The organism is Kitasatospora sp. Xyl93, assembly GCF_055383135.1.
In genome coordinates, this window is sequence record NZ_AP029185.1 from 4,830,589 (window position 1) to 4,848,603 (window position 18,015).

The following is an 18,015-nucleotide window of genomic DNA, read 5'->3' on the forward strand; positions in this document are numbered from 1 at the left end:
CGGGCGGTACGGTGTGGCGGAACCGTTCGCACCGCCCTCGGTGACGGTCCTCACCAGCTCAGGAGTGCGCATGTCAGGGCAGTACCCCGGGCAGTTCGGGCCGCCGCCCGGCGGCACGCCGTACGGGCCGGGGCAGCCGCCGGGCACCGTGCCGGGGGTGCAGCCCGGGGCGGCGGCGATGGGCGTGCAGGCCGCGATTCCCGGGCGGTTCGGGGTGACCGCGCGGGTGCTGTGCACGGTGGCCCCGCTGCTCACCTTCGGCCTGCTCGGGGCCGTCCCCTCGCTGCTGCTGGCGGTCCGGCGCCGGCGGGCGTACGACATCGCCGGTGCGGTGGTGTTCTGCGCGCTGCTGCTCGCCATGATCGTCTCAGCCGGGGTCGCCGGCACTCTGAAGAACCCGACCGCCGACACCACCGGTTCGGTCACGCTGGCCGTGCTCTGGCTCCTGCCGCCCGCGCACTTCCTGCTGATGGACAGCCGCGCGGTCTGGCTGGCCGGGCCGCCGGCGCCGTCGGCCGCGCCACGGGCCGTCCCGCCGTACACGGCGCCGAACGTGCCGTCGTACACGGCGCCGAACGTGCCGTCGTACACGGCGCCGAACGTGCCGCCGTACGCGGCGACCGTGCCCGGCTACGGGGCGCCCGCCCCCACGGCGCCGACCGCGCCCGTAGCCCCGATCCCCACGGCGCCGCCCCCCGCGCCCCCGGCCCACGAGACCGACCACGACCTGCGCGAACTGGGCGAGTTGCTGCGCCGCCAGGCCCGCGAGGACCGCCCGTGACCGCCGCCCGGCTGATCGCGGGCCGTTACCGGCTCACCGAGAAGATCGGCCACGGCGGCATGGGCCAGGTCTGGGCCGGGCAGGACGAACGGCTGCACCGCCCGGTCGCGGTCAAGCTGCTCCGCCCCGAGCACCTGCTCCCCGGAGGGAGCGGCTCCGGCGGCGAACGGGCCCGCCACAGCGACGAGTTGCGTCGACGCTTCCTGCGCGAGTGCCGGGTCACGGCCGCGCTCGACCACCCCGGGCTGGTCACCGTCTTCGACGCGGGCGAGGACGAGGGCGAGCTCTACCTCGTCATGCAGCGCGTCCCCGGGGTCAGTCTGGCCGACCTCATCGCCGAGGACGCGCCCTTCCCGATCGAGCGCGCGGCGGCCGTCGCCGCGCAGCTGTGCACCGCGCTGGCCGCCGTCCACGCCATCCCGGTGGTCCACCGCGACCTCAAGCCGAGCAACGTCATGGTCCGCGAGGACGGCCGCACCGTCCTGCTCGACCTCGGCATCGCCACCGCCCTGGACACCGAGACCACCCGGCTCACCCTCACCGGCGTGCCGGTCGGCAGCCCCTCCTACATGGCGCCCGAACAGGCCCTCGCCGCCACCACCGACCCGCGCAGCGACCTCTACGCGCTCGGCTGCCTGCTGCACGAGATGCTCGCCGGCGAGGAACCGTTCCGGGCCCCCACCGCGCTCGGTGTCCTACGCCGCCACGTCGACGAGCCGCCCGTCCCGCTGCGGGAGTTGCGCCCCGAGGTGCCGCAGCCGCTGGAACGGCTGGTGCTCGACCTGCTCGCCAAGCAGCCCGCCGACCGCCCCGCCGACGCCCGGGCCGTGTACGCGCGGCTGCTCCCGCTGCTGCCCGCGGCCGAGGCGGCCCCGCAGCCCCGCTACACCCCGCTGCCGGACCCGGCCCGCCCCTTCCGCTACCCGCACCAGCCGCAGCCGCCGGTCGCGGCGGCCGTACCGGCACCGCCGGTCCGCTCCGAGCCGCGGCCCTTCCTGATGCCGCCCGCCCCGCCGACACCCCCGCCCGTCCCGGCCGGCCCGGACCTCGGCGCCGAGTGCGCCCGGCTCTCCGACCTGGTCGACGCCGGCCGGCACGCCGAGGTGCTCGGCCTCGCCGCCCGCCTGCTGCCCCGGGCCGAGGCCGAACTCGGCGACGCCGCGCCCCTGGTGCGCACCATCCGCACCATCTACGCCCGCACTCTGTTGCACGAGGGCCACCCTCAGCAGGCCCTCCCCGAGTACCGCCGCCTCGCGGCGACCGCCGACGGCGGCCCGCACGGCCCCCAGGGCCTGGACCACCGCTACCGCGCCGCCCTCTGCCTCGACCGGCTCGGCCACGGCGCCGAGGCCCTCGCCGAGTACCAGGCGCTCCTCTCCGCCCACACCGCCCGCCTGGAGTCCGGCCTCGACACCGACCCCGAGCGCGGCTACGACCTGCGCGAACGCATCGGCCTCCAGCTCGCCGCCACCGGCGACGCCCACAACGCCTGGCAGTGGCTGCTCCCGCTGCTCCTCGACCGCGAACGCCGCGACGGCCCCCACCACCCCGCCGTCCGCCGCCTCCGCCAGTCCCTCGCCACCCTCACCCCCGCCACCACGCCGTGGCCCCCGGCCCCGCGCTGACCCCCACAGCGGACACCGTCCGCCGCCGCACCTCCCCACCGGCCCACCTCCGCACCTCCCCACCTCCGCACCTCCGCACCACCGGAGGGCGGCAGAGTAGGTTCGGGGTGTGACGACGAATGCTGTGCCGACGAACGCCCCGGGCGCGAAGCTCATCCTGCTGACCACCACCCACCGGGTGGCTCCCGGCCTGCTGGCGTGGCCGGCGTGGGAGGCGTTGCGGTCGGCGGGGCGGGTGCTGGTGGGGGACGAGGGGCATCCACAGGTGGCGGCGGTGCGGCAGGCCGGGGTGGCGGTGGAGGTCGTGCCGCCCCGGTCGGCGCCCGCGCTGGCGCGGCTGCTGACCGGGCAGCCGGCCGGGGCCGGGCCGACGGTGTGGCTGGGGAGCCCGGACGGGGACCCGGGGCTGACGGACGCGCTGGCGCGGCTCGCGGTGGAGCACGCCGGGGAGGTGCCGGAGATCGAGGTGCTGCCCGGCTCGTACGACCTGCCGGGGTCGCGGCTGCTGGACCTGGTGACGGTGATGGACCGGCTGCGCTCCCCGGGCGGCTGCCCCTGGGACGCCGAGCAGACGCACGAGAGCCTGGTTAAGTACCTGGTCGAGGAGGCGTACGAACTGGTCGAGGCGATCGAGGAGGGGGACCGCGGGACGCTGCGCGAGGAGCTGGGCGACGTCCTGCTGCAGGTGTTCTTCCACTCCCGGATCGCCGAGGAGCACCCGACCGAGCCGTTCACCGTCGACGACGTGGCCGGGGACATCGTCGAGAAGCTGATGTACCGGCACCCGCACGTGTTCGGGGACGCCGAGGCCGGCGGCGCCGCCGAGGTGGAGGCGAACTGGGAGCAGCTGAAGGCGGCCGAGAAGGCGGACCGCGAGTCGGTGCTGGACGGCGTGCCGGCCGGGCTGCCCGCGCTGGCGTACGCGGCGAAGCTGGTGTCCCGGGTGCGCCGGGCGGGCTTCACCGGGGTGCCGGACGAGCCGTACGAGCTGCCCGCCGAGCTGACCGCCGACTCGGCGGGCCGGCTGCTGCTCGCGGTGGCGCAGCGGGCGCACGACGCCGGGGTGGACGTGGACGCGGCGCTGCGGTCGGCCGCGCGCGGTTACCGGGACGAGGTGCGCGCGGCCGAGGGCCTCGGGCCGGCCGGGGAGCCGGACGGGGAGTAGCGGTTCAGGCCGCCGTGGCGGCGGGCTCGGGCCGCCGCTGCGGCGGGACGAGCTCGCCGATGGCCTCGCCGACGAGGACGACCAGTTCGGCGAGCCGCTCCAGGTCGAGGTGGGCGGGCAGTTCGGCCAGCGAGATGATCCGCTCGCCGCCCGGGCCGGCCACGGCGAACAGGTCGATCGGTCCGAGGTGCTTCTCGGCGGTGTCCACGAGGGCGGCGACGTCGCTGGGGCGGCGGATGTCGCCGCAGACGCCGACGACGGGGCAGCCCGGCCGGTCGAGTTCGGCGGCGAGGTCCTCGGCGATGCCGACGTGCTGGTCGGCGATCAGCATGCCGACGGTGCCGGCCGCGGCGAACCGGCGGGCGAGGCCCGCGCCCGACCCGCCGTCGAGGACCGCGACGACGACGACTGACCCGCTGACCCGCATGGCCTGCTCCTCCCTGTGGGCAACACCGCACCGCGCCCACGCGTACTGCGGAGGATCGTAGGCACGTCCCGATCCCCCGCAACAGGGATTACCCCTCAGGTGACCAGGCTCACGCCCGCCCCGCGGCCAAGAGTCGGCCAAGAGCTGTCCACGGACCGGCCACGGACCGGCCACGGACCGGCCACGGACCGGCCACGGACCGGCCACGGACCGGCCGGGAACCGGCAACGCGGCGGCAACCGACCGGCCACCGGCCGTCGGGCGCGCCGGAGGCGGTCCGTCGGAGGGAGGGCGGTCCCGTCGCACCGGATACGGTCGATCCATGCCAGCTCAGCCCCACCCCGCCCGGCCCGCCGCCGCGCCGTCCGACGCCCCCGCCCCGCAGCTGTTCACCTGGGAGTTCGCCGCCGACCCGTACCCCGCCTACGCCTGGCTGCGCGAGCACGCCCCGGTGCACCGCACCACGCTGCCGAGCGGCGTCGAGGCCTGGCTGGTGACCCGGTACGCGGACGCCCGGCAGGCGCTCGCGGACAGCCGGCTGTCGAAGAACCCGGCGCACCACAGCGAGCAGGCGCACCGCACCGGACGGGTGGGCATCCCCGGGGAGCGGCAGGCGGACCTGATGACCCACCTGCTGAACATCGACCCGCCGGACCACACCCGGCTGCGCCGGCTGGTGTCGAAGGCGTTCACCCCGCGCCGGGTGGCCGAGTTCGAGCCGCGGGTGCAGCAGCTCACCGACCGGCTGATCGACGGCTTCGCGCAGCGCGGTTCGGCGGACCTGATCCACGAGTTCGCCTTCCCGCTCCCCATCTACGCGATCTGCGACATGCTCGGGGTGCCGTCCGAGGACCAGGACGACTTCCGCGACTGGGCCGGCATGATGATGCGACACACGAAGCCGGGCCAGGGCGGCAGCCAGCGCGGCGGCGTGGGGCGGGCGGTGAAGCGGATGCGGGCGTACCTGCTGGAGCTGATCCACCGCAAGCGGGCGGACCTCGGGGACGACCTGATCTCCGGTCTGATCCGGGCCAGTGACCACGGCGAGCACCTGACCGAGAACGAGGCCGCGGCGATGGCCTTCATCCTCCTGTTCGCGGGCTTCGAGACCACCGTGAACCTGATCGGCAACGGCACGTACGCGCTGCTGCGCAACCCGGAGCAGCGCCGGCTGCTGCAGGAGTCGGTGGCGCGCGGGGAGAGCGCGCTGCTGGAGACCGGGATCGAGGAACTCCTGCGCTACGACGGGCCGGTGGAGCTGGCGACCTGGCGGTTCGCGACCCGCCCGCTGACCATCGGCGGGGTGGACATCCCGGTCGGCGACCCGGTGCTGGTGGTGCTGGCGGCGGCGGACCGCGACCCGGCCCGGTTCGCGGCCGAGAACACCCTGGACCTGGCCCGGACGGACAACCCCCACCTGGGCTTCGGGCACGGCATCCACTACTGCATCGGCGCCCCGCTCGCCCGGCTGGAGGGGCGTGCCGCGCTGGCCACGCTGCTCTCCCGGCTGCCGGACCTGCGGCTCGCGCAAAGCCCGGAGGACCTGCGCTGGCGCGGCGGTCTGATCATGCGTGGGCTGCGCGAACTGCCGGTGGAATTCAGCCCGGAGAGCCGCTCCCCGCACATCCCTCCGCACACCCCTCCGCAGGCCCCGTCCGGGCCTGCGACAGGCTGAGACCGCGCTGATAGAGGTCGCCGACCGCCCGCCGATAGGGTGTGAACACCCATCAATCCGGACATAACGCCGCCGTTGGTAGGCGATCGGATACGGGCCGTAATTGTCGTGTGATATCTGCGATATGAGCTTGTGATCGGTCTGATGATCTGTCTACTCTCCCTGGAGTTCGCAGCTGCGGACCTCGTGCGCGGAACGCCGAATCCTGCCCGCCGCGCCACGGGAAACCGACCAGACCCTGGGCAGGGGCGGGGGAACCAGGTTTGTTGCCGTCTCCCACGGCTTGGGGTGAAGCCGCCTGAGCGGAATCGTTTCCGCGTACGGCGGCCGGGCCACCTCCCGGTCCGAACCCGACAGCTCACCTCGCAGGCGTGCGGAGAGGGACCTCTTCATGCTGTTCGTTGGAACTGGCCGCCACCGTCGTCGCACCCAGACCGAGAAGGCCATCGCCGTCGCCGGTGTGGCCGGCGTCGGACTCGCGATGCCGCTCCTCACCGCCACCGGCGCCTCCGCCGCCCCGGCCTCCACCTGGGACTCCGTCGCCCAGTGCGAGAGCGGTGGCAACTGGAGCATCAACACCGGCAACGGCTTCTACGGCGGCCTCCAGTTCACCTCCAGCACCTGGAAGGCGTACGGCGGCACCGCCTACGCGGCGCAGGCCAACCAGGCCAGCAAGGCCCAGCAGATCTCGGTCGCCGAGAAGGTCCTGGCCTCGCAGGGCCCGGGCGCCTGGCCGGTCTGCTCCCAGAAGGCCGGTCTGACCAAGGGCGGCGCCCCGGCCGTGGTCGACACCTCCTCGGACGCCAAGCCGCAGTCCGCCGCCAAGCAGCAGGCGCCGAAGCAGCAGGCCCCGAAGCCCGCCGCCAAGCCGGCCGAGAAGCCGGTCGCGCAGCAGCCCGTCGCCCAGAAGCCGGTGCAGAGGCCCGCCGCGCAGCCGGTCCAGCAGGCCGCCCCGCAGCAGCAGGCGCAGGCTCCGGGCTTCTCCGGTCACGCCGGCTGGGACGCCGACGCCAAGGTGTACTGGTACCAGAACAACGGCGCCTGGTACTGGACCAGCCACCAGAGCGTCTACCAGCAGTACGCCGGCCAGGCCGCCCAGCCGCAGTACGCCCCGCAGGCCGCGCAGTCGGCCCCGCAGGCCACCGGCCACGACTACACCGTGCGCGCCGGTGACACCCTGTCGACCATCGCCGCCGCCCAGGGCGTGTCCGGCGGGTGGCACGCGCTGTACGACCAGAACCACGCCACCGTCGGCGGCGACCCGAACCTGATCATGCCCGGCCAGGTGCTGCACCTCGGCTGAGCCGTCGGGCCCGGTGCTGACGCCCGTCGGCGCCCGACGCCGACACCGTTCCACCCCGCCGTCCGAAGGGGACCGGTCCTACCGGTCCCCTTCGTCCGCATTCGCCCGCTCCGGTGGGACAAGCTGGGGCAAGCAGGTGAACTACCGGTGCGTAGCGGGGCCACACGTTGAGACGGGACCGAGGCGGACGTGGCCCCGGGAGCCCGGGCGGTTAGGCTCTGGTCGTAACGACTCCGCAATCGTCCTGCTGACAGCACCACCGTCAGACCGGACCCTGCTTCCGCAAGGAGATGCCTCGTGCCGTCCATCGATGTCGTCGTAGCCCGTGAGATCCTCGACTCCCGCGGCAACCCCACGGTCGAGGTCGAGGTCGGCCTCGACGACGGCAGCACGGGTCGTGCCGCTGTCCCGTCGGGTGCCTCCACCGGTGCCTTCGAGGCCCTGGAGCTGCGCGACGGCGACAAGAACCGCTACTTCGGCAAGGGCGTCGAGAAGGCCGTCCTGGCCGTCATCGAGCAGATCGGCCCGGAGCTGGTCGGCTACGACGCCACCGAGCAGCGCCTGATCGACCAGGCCATGCTGGACCTGGACGCCACCCCGGACAAGTCCTCGCTCGGCGCCAACGCCATCCTGGGCGTCTCGCTGGCCGTCGCGCACGCCGCCTCCGAGGCCAGCGACCTGCCGCTGTTCCGCTACCTGGGCGGCCCGAACGCGCACGTCCTGCCGGTCCCGATGATGAACATCCTCAACGGCGGCTCGCACGCGGACTCCAACGTCGACATCCAGGAGTTCATGATCGCCCCGATCGGCGCGGAGTCCTTCTCCGAGGCCGTCCGCTGGGGCGTCGAGGTCTACCACACGCTCAAGGGCGTGCTGAAGGAGCGCGGCCTGTCCACCGGCCTGGGCGACGAGGGCGGCTTCGCCCCGAACCTGGACTCCAACCGCGAGGCCCTGGACCTCATCGTCGAGGCCATCCAGAAGGCCGGCTACGTGCCCGGCCGTGACGTCGCGCTGGCCCTGGACGTCGCCTCCTCCGAGTTCTACGAGGACGGCGCCTACCAGTTCGAGGGCAAGGAGCTCACCTCCGCCGAGCTCATCGAGTACTACGCCGAGCTGGTCGCCGCGTACCCGCTGGTCTCCATCGAGGACCCGCTGGACGAGTCGGACTGGGACGGCTGGAAGGCCATGACCGACAAGCTGGGCGACAAGGTCCAGCTGGTCGGCGACGACCTGTTCGTCACCAACCCGGCCCGCCTGGCCCGCGGCATCGAGACCGGCACCGCCAACGCGCTGCTGGTGAAGGTGAACCAGATCGGCTCGTTGACCGAGACCCTGGACGCCGTCGAGCTGGCCCAGCGCAACGGCTACCGCTGCATGATGTCGCACCGCTCCGGCGAGACCGAGGACGTCACCATCGCCGACCTGGCCGTCGCCACCAACTGCGGCCAGATCAAGACCGGTGCCCCGGCCCGCTCCGAGCGCGTCGCCAAGTACAACCAGCTGCTGCGCATCGAGGAGATCCTCGACGACGCCGCCGAGTACGCCGGCCGCGGCGCCTTCCCGCGCTTCAAGCACGAGGGCTGACGCGCACGGCCCGCACGAGGGCCGGGCGCTCCCGGTAGCGCACGCCTGACCGGTGCCCCGCCGTTCACCCCGTAGGGTGGACGGCGGGGCACCGTCGCGACCAGGAGGGGATACGGGAGATGGCTGGCTGGAGGATCCCGGGCTTTTCCGCCCGGCCCCGGTTCACGAGCCGGGCGACCGTCCTCGTCCTGGTGCTCTGCTCACTGGTGGCGATCCTCGCCTACCCGACGCGGCAGTTCATCTCGCAGCGCGCCGAGATCTCCGCCCAGCGGGCGAAGGCCGACCACGCGCGCCAGCAGGTCGAGCAGCTGCGCCGGGAGAAGGCCCGCTGGCAGGACCCGGAGTACGTCAAGGCGCAGGCCCGCGCCCGGCTGCACTACGCGGTGCCGGGGGAGACCCCGTACATCGCGGTGGACCCGGCCGGCCAGGGCGCCCGATCCTCCGTGCCCGCCGCGCCCGCCTCCTCCGGCGGTACGGCGCAGGCCGCCAAGCCCTGGTACGCCAGCATCTGGGACTCGGTGGACGCCGCCGACACCGCCGCGGCGGCCCCCGCCACCCCCCTTCCCCTCCCACCGTCCCCCGTTGGAGACACCTCCCCCCATGACCACTGAGAACCACCCCACCGTCTCCGACGCCGACGTCGCGGCCATCGCCGCCCAGCTCGGCCGGGTGCCGCGCGGCCTGCGCGGCGTGGCGCACCGCTGCCCCTGCGGCAACCCGGACGTCGTGGAGACGGCGCCCCGGCTGCCGGACGGCACGCCGTTCCCCACGCTCTACTACCTGACCTGCCCCAAGGCCGCCTCGCTGATCGGCACCCTGGAGGCGGAGGGCGTGATGAAGGACCAGAGCGCCCGGCTCGCCGAGGACCCGGAGCTGGCCGCCGCCTACCAGAGGGCGCACGAGGACTACATCGCCCGGCGCGACGCGATCGAGGTGCTGGAGGGCTTCCCGAGCGCCGGCGGCATGCCGGACCGGGTGAAGTGCCTGCACGTGCTGGTCGGCCACTCGCTGGCGGCCGGCGAGGGCGTCAACCCGCTCGGCGACGAGGCGATCGGCATGCTGGAGGACTGGTGGGCCAAGGGCCCGTGCGTCTCCCCGGCCGAGGTCGAGGCCGCCGGTGAGCGGGTCGCCCGCAACCGCGCCAAGGAGCAGGACCACGAGGCCGTGATCGCGGCCAAGGAGCAGAAGACCGCCGAGCGCGCCGCGAGGAAGCGGGCCGCCGAGGAGGCCGCGGCGGAGCAGGAGTCCGAGTGAGCACGACCCGCGTGGCCGCGATCGACTGCGGCACCAACTCGATCCGCCTGCTGGTCGCCGACCTCGACCCCGAGACCGGCGCGATCACCGACCTGGACCGCCGGATGATCGTCAACCGGCTGGGCCAGGGCGTGGACCGGACCGGTCGGCTGCACCCGGACGCGCTGGCCCGCACCTTCGCGGCCTGCCGGGAGTACCAGGAGATCATCTCCGGTTTCGGCGTGGGCCCCGAGCGGGTCCGCTTCGTCGCCACCAGCGCCTCGCGGGACGCCGAGAACAGCGACGAGTACGTCAAGGGCGTGCGCGACATCCTGGGCGTCGAGCCCGAGGTGGTGAGCGGCGAGGAGGAGGCGCACCTCTCCTTCGTGGGCGCCACCAAGGAGCTGACCGGCGGTCAGTTCCCGGGCCCGTACCTGGTGTTCGACCTGGGCGGCGGCTCCACCGAGTTCGTGCTCGGGACGGACGACGTGCAGGCGGCGCGCTCGGTGGACATCGGCTGCGTGCGGCTCACCGAGCGGTACTTCGGCGACGCCGAGCTGCCCTCCGAGGAGCAGGTCGCGGCCGCCCGGGCGCACGTCCGCGCCGAGCTGGACCGGGCCGAGGAGGTGGTCCCGCTGACCGGCGCGGCCACCCTGGTGGGCCTGGCCGGGACGGTCACCACGGTGGCCGCGATCGCCCAGGACCTGCCCGGCTACGACTCCGAGGCGATCCACCACTCGCGGATCGGCCGGGACCGGGTCGCCGAGATCACCCGGTGGCTGCTGGCCGCCACCCACGCCGAGCGGGCGGCGATCCCGTCGATGCACCCGGGCCGGGTGGACGTGATCGCGGCCGGGGCGCTGGAGCTGCTGGAGATCATGGAGCGCACCGGCGCCGCCGAGGTGGTCGTCAGCGAGCACGACATCCTCGACGGCATCGCCTGGGGTATTGCCCGCTGACCCAGTGCGGGACTTACCCGAACCGGCCCCGGCACCCCTTTCGGGGGGTCGGGGCCGGAGCGCGCCCGGCCCGGCCGGAAAAGTTCGTGAATTTCTTCACATGGCGATCCGGCCATTCGCCGCACCGGCTCGCCCGCTACGTCCGAAATGTGGGACCGAAGGCCCGTCGGCGGGATGGCCCATGGGATCGCAGGCCAGGCCTCGGTTGAGGTTTGAAAATCGAAATCACGCGCGGGAACCCCGGCCCTGTGCGGATCGTTGCTGCTCAGGCCGGTGGTGCTCCGGCGCGCGTCCGCGCGGGGCCGTCCAGGGGTGGAGGCCGCCGTGCCGGGCCCGTTTTTGCGGCCGCGCAGTGTAGCACGGGGGGTCCGTCAACTTGTGACCGGCCTCACGAAGGCTGCTCCGGACGGTGCTGGATACTTTCGGATATGAGCACCACGGAGCGTCCTCGCATCCTCATTGTCGGCGGTGGTTACGTCGGCCTGTATGCCGCGATGCGCATCCTCAAGAAGATGCGTTACGGCGAAGCGACCGTCACGGTCGTGGACCCGCGGTCGTACATGACGTACCTGCCCTTCCTCCCCGAGGCGGCCGGCGGCAACGTCGCGCCCCGCAACCTCGTCGCGCCGCTGCGCAGCGCCCTCAAGCAGGCGGAGGTGCTGACCGGGTCCGTCACCGGCATCGACCACGCCCGCAAGGTCGCCACCATCCAGCCGGCGGCCGGCGACAGCTACGAGCTGCCCTTCGAGTACCTGGTCGTCGCGACCGGCTCGGTCTCCCGCACCTTCCCGATCCCGGGTCTGGCGGAGAACGGCATCGGCATGAAGACGGTCGAGGAGGCCATCGGCCTCCGCAACCACGTCATGGCCCAGCTCGACAAGGCCGAGTCCACCACGGACCCGGAGGTCCGCCGCAAGGCGCTGACCTTCGTCGTGATCGGTGGCGGCTTCGCCGGCATCGAGACGGTCGCCGAGATCGAGGACATGGCCCGCGACGCGGCCAAGCTGTACAAGACCGTCAGCCGTGACGACATGCGCTTCGTCGTGGTCGAGGCGGCCAACCGCATCCTCCCCGAGATGGGCCCGGACCTCGGTCTGTGGACCAAGGAGAAGCTCGAGGAGCGCAACATCGAGGTCTACATCGAGACCTCCATGGACTCCTGCGTCGACGGCCACGTCATGCTGAAGAACGGCATGGAGATGGACGCCTCCACCATCGTGTGGACGGCCGGCGTGAAGCCGAACCCGGTGCTGTCCGAGTTCGGCCTGCCGCTGGGCCCGCGCGGCCACGTCGACACCGCGCCGACCCTCCAGGTCCAGGGCTTCGACTACGTCTGGGCCGCCGGCGACAACGCCCAGGTGCCGGACCTCGCCGCGGGCGAGGGCGCCTGGTGCCCGCCGAACGCGCAGCACGCCTGCCGCCAGGCCGTCGTCCTCGGCGACAACGTGATCTCCGGCATGCGCGGCTTCCCGCAGAAGGAGTACAAGCACAAGAACCTGGGTGCGGTCGCCGGTCTCGGCCTGCACAAGGGCGTGGCGATCCTCTTCGGCAAGTACAAGCTGAAGGGCCGTCCGGCCTGGTGGTTCCACCGCCTGTACCACGGCGCGATGGTGCCGACCTTCAACCGCAAGGTCCGCGTCTTCACCGACTGGACGCTCGCGATGTTCCTCAAGCGCGAGATGGTCGGCCTCTCCCAGATGGAGCGGCCGCAGCTGCCGATCCAGGAGGTCACTCCGCCCACCAAGCCCGTCGAGGCCGCCAAGCCGGCCGCCGACAAGGAACTCGCGAGCAAGTAGGCGACTGAGACCCCGGTGTGGGAGCACCGGGGTATGAGTCGGAGGCCCTCCGCCCGGCAGCGTTGCCGGACCACGACCTCCGTGGTGCTCAGCCGGCCGTGCGACCGGGCGGAGTACAGAAGTAGAAGGTCCCCTGCCGAAACCCTCCGGCAGGGGACCTTTCTCGTCGCGGGACCGGTCAGTCGGTCTTGATGCTCGACAGGATGTCCAGCTTGGACGCCCGGCGGGCCGGCCAGATCGCGGCCACCAGGCCGACCACCCCGGCCAGCGCCAGGAACAGCGCCAGCTGGCCGTACGGCAGGACCGTGGTCAGCCCGGAGAGGCTGGACTTCAGGGTGCCGTTGATCGCCCAGGCGATGAAGCAGCCGAGCAGCAGGCCGATGCCGGCGCCGAACAGCGAGATCACGACGGACTCCAGACGGACCATCCGCTTGATGCCCGAGCGGTCCAGGCCGATCGCCCGCAGCATCCCGATCTCGCGCTTGCGCTCGAAGACCGACATCGCCAGCGTGTTGACCACGCCCAGGATCGCGATCAGGACCGCCATCCCCAGCAGGCCGTACATCAGGTTCAGCGCGAAGGTGATGGTCTGGCTGAACTCGTCCCGGACGTCCTGCTTGGACTTCACGTCGATCACCGGGTTGGCGCCGGTGGCGTCCTTGAGCGACTGCTTGAGGCCGTCGGTGGCGCCGTCCCGGCCCTTGACCAGGACGTCGGAGATGTACGGCTTCGGCTCGTGCTCGGCGATCTCGCTGTTGGCCAGCATGACCGGGCCGAGCATGCCGCCCGACTTGTAGACGCCGCCGACGGTGAGCCGGCCGGTGGTCTCGTCCGGGAAGGCCACGTCCAGCACCGAGCCGGTGGTGGCGTTCAGCTTCTTGGCGGCGTCCTCGTCGAGCAGCAGCTGGCCCTTGCCGAAGCCGGCGGTCGAACCGCTGGTCAGCTCGACGTCGGCGAGCTGGTCCAGGACGGCGGCGTCCAGGCCGCTGACCGCCTTGGTGGTGCCGTTGAGCTCCCAGTACGCGGTCGTCATCGCGGAGGAGGCGGCGACCCCGGGAGCCTTGGCGATCTGGGCGGGCACCTGCTCGGACAGGCTCATGCCGTTGGCGGCCCCGATGATGAAGTCGGCCTTCATCGAGCTGGTGACGGCCCGGTCGACGGTGTCGTTGACCGAGGCGCCGATCACCGTGAGGCCGGTGACCAGGGTCAGACCGATGGTCAGCGCGGCGGCGGTGGCCGCGGTGCGGCGCGGGTTGCGCACCGCGTTCTGCTGGGCGAGCTTGCCCGGGGTGCCGCCGAGGCCGCGCAGCAGCGGGCCGACCAGCGCGACCACCGGACGGGAGAGCAGCGGCAGCAGGACGAACACGCCGATCAGGGCCAGGAAGGCGCCCAGGCCGACCGGCAGCCGGCCGTCGGAGTTGCCCAGCGAGGCCCCGTAGCCGATCAGCGCGAGGCCGCCGCCGGCGAGCACCGAGCCGATCGTGTTGCGGACCACCAGACTCTTCTGGGAGACCGGCTGGTCGCCGCTGCTCATCGCGGCCACCGGGGCGATCCGGGAGGCGCGCATGGCGGGCAGCAGGGCCGACATGACCGTCACCACGACGCCGACCACGACCGTCACCACCACGGTGAGCGGCTTGATCACCAGCGAGCCGTTCGGCATGTTCTCGTTCAGCGAGCCGATCAGCGACTGCATCCCGGCGCCGATCCCGATGCCGGCGAGCAGGCCGGCCACGGCGGAGACGGTGCCGATCAGCAGGGCCTCGATCAGCACCGACCGGGTGACCTGCTTGCGGCTGGCGCCGATGGCGCGCAGCAGGGCCAGCTCCTTGGTGCGCTGGGCGACCAGCATGGTGAAGGTGTTGGCGATGATGAAGATGCCGACGAAGAGCGAGATGAAGGCGAAGACCAGGAGCATCGTGCGCATGCTGCTGGTGCCCTGGGTGATCAGCTCCTGCTCGTCGGCCTTGAGCTTGGCGCCGGTCTCGACGTCGAACTGGTGGCCGGACGGCACCTTGGGCTGGACCTCGGCGAGCAGCGCGTCCTGGCTGGTGCCGGCCTTGGCGGTGAGCACGATGCTGCTGAAGCGGCCCGGCTCCAGCAGGGTCTGCTGGGCGGTGGCCTTGTCGAACAGGGTGAGCGTGCCGCCGGTGTTCACGACCGGGTCGTCGGTGGTGAAGACGCCGGTGAGCTTCGCCTCGACGACCGGGCCGTTGGCGGCGACCCGGACGGTGTCGCCGACCTTGTAGCCGCCCTTGTCGGCGGTCCTGCGGTCGAGCGCGACCTCCTTGGCGGCCTTCGGGCCCTGGCCCTCGACCATCGGGTAGCGCGGGTCCTTGCCGTCCTGGCCCGGCGCGAAGTTGGCGCCCTTGGCGGCCCAGACCTGGCCGATCAGGTCGCCCTTCTTGTCGGCGACGCCGGTGAAGCCGCTGACCACGCCGCGGGCGCCGGCGGTGCCGGGCAGGGCGGCCAGCTGCTGGACGGTGGCGTCGGTGAGGGTGGCCGAGCCGCTCTCGCTCTTCTGCCGGGCGGAGGCGGTGGAGCCGGCCGCGCGGTCCACCACCTGGACCGAGACGTCGGAGTAGCTCTTGGAGTTGCTGTCCCGCATGGCCTTGCCGAAGGTGTCGGAGAAGACCATGGTGCCGGCCACGAAGGCGGTGCCGAGCATGACGGCCAGCGCCGTCATCAGCAGTCGGCCCTTGTGGGCCAGCACGTTGCGCAGTGCGGTGCGATACATGGGGTGTCCTGGGAAGGGGGTCGGTGAGCGGGCTACGGCTGCGGCGGGGTCAGCTGGTGCGGCCCTTGGCGTCGAAGCGGCGCATGCGGTCCAGGACGGTGTCGGCGGTGGGGTTGTGGAGTTCGTCGACGATCCGGCCGTCGGCGAGGAAGACGACGCGGTCGGCGTAGGAGGCGGCGACCGGGTCGTGGGTCACCATGACGACGGTCTGGCCGAGTTCGCGCACGGAGTTGCGCAGGAAGGAGAGGATCTCGGCGCCGGAGCGGGAGTCGAGGTTCCCGGTGGGCTCGTCGGCGAAGATGATGTCGGGCTTGCCGGCCAGGGCGCGGGCGCAGGCGACGCGCTGCTGCTGGCCGCCGGAGAGCTGCGAGGGGCGGTGGCTGAGGCGGCCGGAGAGGCCGACGGTGTCGACGACGCGGTCCAGCCAGGGCTTGTCGACCTTGCGGCCGGCGATGTCCATCGGGAGCGTGATGTTCTCCAGGGCCGTCAGGGTGGGGAGCAGGTTGAAGGCCTGGAAGATGAAGCCGATGTGGTCGCGGCGCAGCTGGGTGAGCTGCTTGTCCTTGAGGCCGACGAGCTCGGTGTCGCCGATGGTGGAGGAGCCGGAGGTGACGGTGTCGAGGCCGGCCATGCAGTGCATCAGGGTGGACTTGCCGGAGCCGGAGGGGCCCATGATGGCGGTGAACTCGCCCTGGGGGAAGACCACGCTGACGTTGTCGAGGGCGACGACGCGGGTCTCCCCCTCCCCGTAGACCTTGTTCAGGCCGGTGGCTCGGGCGGCCGCCAGGCCGGTGCGGACGGCGGTTGCGGTCGACGTGGTCACGGGGGGCTCCTTGTGCTCGCGGACTTGTACCTCCATGTTCCGTGACCTGATCATGGTCCTGCGTCGCTCCGCCGGACGGTTGGCCCTACCACCGCTGGGCGTACGGCGGGGGTGGGCCCCTCCTCCTGCGGTATGACGTGAACCCTGAGGCGACGGGATGGCCGGAACGGATATCCTTCGTGGCCGAATCCCGGACAGTTCGTCAGATGGCAAGGAAACATGACAACTTCCGGGGCTGGGAACATGCGAAAGGGTGAGCCGGGCGACTAGGCTCAGGGGGGTCTCGCAGACGCCCGGATGGTGGAACGCAGACACGGGCAGCTTAAAACTGCTTGGCCGCGAGGCCGTGCCGGTTCGAGTCCGGCTCCGGGCACCGATTCACCCGGCGGGGGCGCCGACGGCGTCCCCGCCGGACGTTGTTCACCGGATCCTCCTCGCGGCGTATCCCGGAATTTTTGCCAAGCCATTACCCTTGTGCAAGGAGCGGTGCAGTGCCGCCACGGAGGGAATGAGCACATGAGAAGCAGCAACCCGGTCTTCTCGCGGGAGGGGTCCTTCACCCGCGACACCGGCTACGCGGGGTTCGGCACCACCGCGCAGGCCGGGAGCCCGTACGGCAACAACCCCTACGCGGGGACGCCCTACGCCCAGCAGCCGGGCCAGGCCCCGATGACCGACGAGCAGCTCTACGAGCTGTACAACGGCCCGTCGGCCGGTCCGGCCGCCACCGGGCGGATGACGCTGGACGACGTGGTCGCCCGCACCGCCATGACGCTGCTGACCCTCGTCGTCGCCGGCGCGGTGGCCTGGTTCGCGCTGCCGTTCGAGAACTTCGGCTTCGCCATCGCCGCGAGCCTGGTGGCCATGGTCGTCGGCCTGGTGGTCTCCTTCAAGCGCAGCGTCAGCCCGCCGCTGATCCTGACCTACGCGGCCCTCCAGGGCTTCGCGATGGGCGCCGTCTCGCACGCCTTCAACACCATGCTGAACGGCATCGTGATCCAGGCCGTGCTGGGCACCGCGGCGGTCTTCGCGGCGATGCTGTTCGCCTACAAGAGCGGCCGGATCCGGGTCACCGCGCGCTACCAGCGGATCGGCATCGCGATCGCCATGGGCTTCGTGCTGCTGATGCTGGTCAACGTGGTCGCCTCGGCCTTCGGCGCCGACATGGGGCTGCGCTCCGGCCCGCTGGGCATCGTGGTCGGCCTGGTCGGCATCGGCCTGGGCGCCTTCTTCCTGTCGCTGGACTTCGCGGAGATCGAGACGGCCATCGCCCAGGGCGCCCCGCAGCGGGAGTCGTGGCGGGCCGCCTTCGGGCTGACCCTGTCGCTGGTCTGGATCTACATGGAGATGCTGCGCCTGATCGCGATCCTGCGCGGCGACGACTGACGGTCCCTCCCGCCGTGAACCACTGCCGCCGGGCCCCGGAGCACTCGCTCCGGGGCCCGGCGGCTTTCTCGCCTAGGCTCGCTGTCATGCATGACGTAGAGCCCCTGGTCGAAGCCGTCGAGAAACTGGCGGATCGTTTCCGCTCGCTGCCGCAGAGCAAGCTGCTGGGCGCCGTGCCCGGGCACCCCTCGCGGGCGGCGGCCGGGCTGGAACTGGCCCGGTGGCTGGCCGGGGCGGCGCTGGCGGCCGAGGGCGGCCCGCGGCGGGAGCTACCGGACGCCGGGGCCTTCGCGGTGGGGGACCAGCTGGCCGTCGCCGGGCACGACCTGGCGGCCGCGCTCGCGGCGCTGCCGGAGGACGCGGAGGTGGCGCTGCCGGACGGCCCGGCGGCGGCGGCCGAGGTGCTCGCCGGGGCGGTGGCCGCGGTGCGGGAGACGGCGGCGCTCTGCGGCTGAGCGCGGACGGGCGCGCGGCGGACGGAGCCGGACAGGCGGAAGGCCGGCCCGGGTCGTAACCCCCTG

General features: G+C 72.8%; 14 protein-coding genes, 1 tRNA gene, 1 pseudogene and 1 riboswitch. Of the genes and pseudogenes, 13 read left to right on the forward strand and 3 right to left on the reverse strand.

The features are described from left to right. The first annotated feature begins 70 nt into the window (after positions 1-70). The 3 genes from ACZ5GH_RS21655 to ACZ5GH_RS21665 all read left to right on the forward strand — a co-directional run bounded on the left by ACZ5GH_RS21655 (position 71) and on the right by ACZ5GH_RS21665 (position 3,571). Positions 71-781 carry a hypothetical protein gene (locus ACZ5GH_RS21655; protein ID WP_464335059.1) on the forward strand — a complete coding sequence of 237 codons (711 nt, stop codon included), beginning with the start codon at positions 71-73 and terminating at the stop codon, positions 779-781. Then, entirely contained in the window at positions 778-2,406 is a 1,629-nt protein-coding gene (locus tag ACZ5GH_RS21660; RefSeq protein ID WP_387749586.1) for a serine/threonine-protein kinase, read from the forward strand. Before ACZ5GH_RS21655 ends, ACZ5GH_RS21660 begins: the two co-directional genes overlap by 4 nt. 109 nt (positions 2,407-2,515) lie before the next feature. Continuing rightward, a complete protein-coding gene (locus ACZ5GH_RS21665) occupies positions 2,516-3,571 on the forward strand; it encodes a nucleoside triphosphate pyrophosphohydrolase (protein ID WP_464335060.1) in 1,056 nt (351 codons plus the stop codon). Between the two features lie 4 nt (positions 3,572-3,575). On the opposite strand, the gene ACZ5GH_RS21670 is transcribed toward ACZ5GH_RS21665, so the two are convergent. After that, positions 3,576-3,998 carry an SDR family NAD(P)-dependent oxidoreductase gene (locus ACZ5GH_RS21670; protein ID WP_387749591.1) on the reverse strand — a complete coding sequence of 141 codons (423 nt, stop codon included), beginning with the start codon at positions 3,996-3,998 and terminating at the stop codon, positions 3,576-3,578. A gap of 322 nt (positions 3,999-4,320) precedes the next feature. On the opposite strand from ACZ5GH_RS21670, the gene ACZ5GH_RS21675 reads away from it, so the two are divergent. From ACZ5GH_RS21675 to ACZ5GH_RS21705, 7 genes and pseudogenes are all read left to right on the forward strand, one after another. Then, positions 4,321-5,673 carry a cytochrome P450 family protein gene (locus ACZ5GH_RS21675; protein WP_464335061.1) on the forward strand — a complete coding sequence of 451 codons (1,353 nt, stop codon included), beginning with the start codon at positions 4,321-4,323 and terminating at the stop codon, positions 5,671-5,673. 219 nt (positions 5,674-5,892) lie between these two features. Further along, positions 5,893-6,059, forward strand: a riboswitch (cyclic di-AMP (ydaO/yuaA leader). 5 nt (positions 6,060-6,064) lie between these two features. Beyond that, a complete protein-coding gene (locus ACZ5GH_RS21680; protein WP_464335062.1) occupies positions 6,065-6,976 on the forward strand; it encodes a transglycosylase family protein in 912 nt (303 codons plus the stop codon). 297 nt (positions 6,977-7,273) lie between these two features. After that, positions 7,274-8,560 (forward strand): phosphopyruvate hydratase, encoded by a 1,287-nt coding sequence (eno, locus tag ACZ5GH_RS21685; protein ID WP_387749599.1) that lies wholly within the window; start codon positions 7,274-7,276, stop codon positions 8,558-8,560. 119 nt (positions 8,561-8,679) lie between these two features. Then, entirely contained in the window at positions 8,680-9,171 is a 492-nt protein-coding gene (locus tag ACZ5GH_RS21690; RefSeq protein ID WP_464335063.1) for an FtsB family cell division protein, read from the forward strand. Next, positions 9,143-9,682, forward strand: a pseudogene (locus ACZ5GH_RS21695) (DUF501 domain-containing protein); the annotation flags it as partial. The gene ACZ5GH_RS21690 and the pseudogene ACZ5GH_RS21695, both read left to right, overlap by 29 nt. A 128-nt stretch (positions 9,683-9,810) precedes the next feature. Continuing rightward, positions 9,811-10,752, forward strand: coding sequence for a Ppx/GppA phosphatase family protein (locus ACZ5GH_RS21700; RefSeq protein WP_464335064.1), 942 nt, complete (start codon positions 9,811-9,813; stop codon positions 10,750-10,752). A gap of 428 nt (positions 10,753-11,180) precedes the next feature. Continuing rightward, positions 11,181-12,548: an NAD(P)/FAD-dependent oxidoreductase gene (locus ACZ5GH_RS21705; RefSeq protein WP_387749608.1), complete on the forward strand. Its 1,368-nt coding sequence runs from the start codon at positions 11,181-11,183 to the stop codon at positions 12,546-12,548. A gap of 178 nt (positions 12,549-12,726) precedes the next feature. Here ACZ5GH_RS21705 and ACZ5GH_RS21710 read toward each other — a convergent pair whose 3' ends face one another. Then, positions 12,727-15,285, reverse strand: coding sequence for an ABC transporter permease (locus ACZ5GH_RS21710; protein WP_387749611.1), 2,559 nt, complete (start codon positions 15,283-15,285; stop codon positions 12,727-12,729). Positions 15,286-15,334: 49 nt separating this feature from the next. Next, the gene (locus tag ACZ5GH_RS21715; protein WP_387749613.1) at positions 15,335-16,108 is read right to left on the reverse strand and encodes an ABC transporter ATP-binding protein; all 774 of its coding nucleotides are present in this window, start codon (positions 16,106-16,108) and stop codon (positions 15,335-15,337) included. Between the two features lie 291 nt (positions 16,109-16,399). On the opposite strand from ACZ5GH_RS21715, the gene ACZ5GH_RS21720 reads away from it, so the two are divergent. From ACZ5GH_RS21720 to ACZ5GH_RS21730, 3 genes are all read left to right on the forward strand, one after another. Continuing rightward, positions 16,400-16,481, forward strand: a tRNA-Leu gene (locus tag ACZ5GH_RS21720). Between the two features lie 143 nt (positions 16,482-16,624). Then, positions 16,625-17,494: a Bax inhibitor-1/YccA family protein gene (locus tag ACZ5GH_RS21725; RefSeq protein ID WP_387749616.1), complete on the forward strand. Its 870-nt coding sequence runs from the start codon at positions 16,625-16,627 to the stop codon at positions 17,492-17,494. 86 nt (positions 17,495-17,580) lie between these two features. Beyond that, entirely contained in the window at positions 17,581-17,949 is a 369-nt protein-coding gene (locus ACZ5GH_RS21730; protein ID WP_464335065.1) for a hypothetical protein, read from the forward strand. Positions 17,950-18,015: the final 66 nt, after the last annotated feature.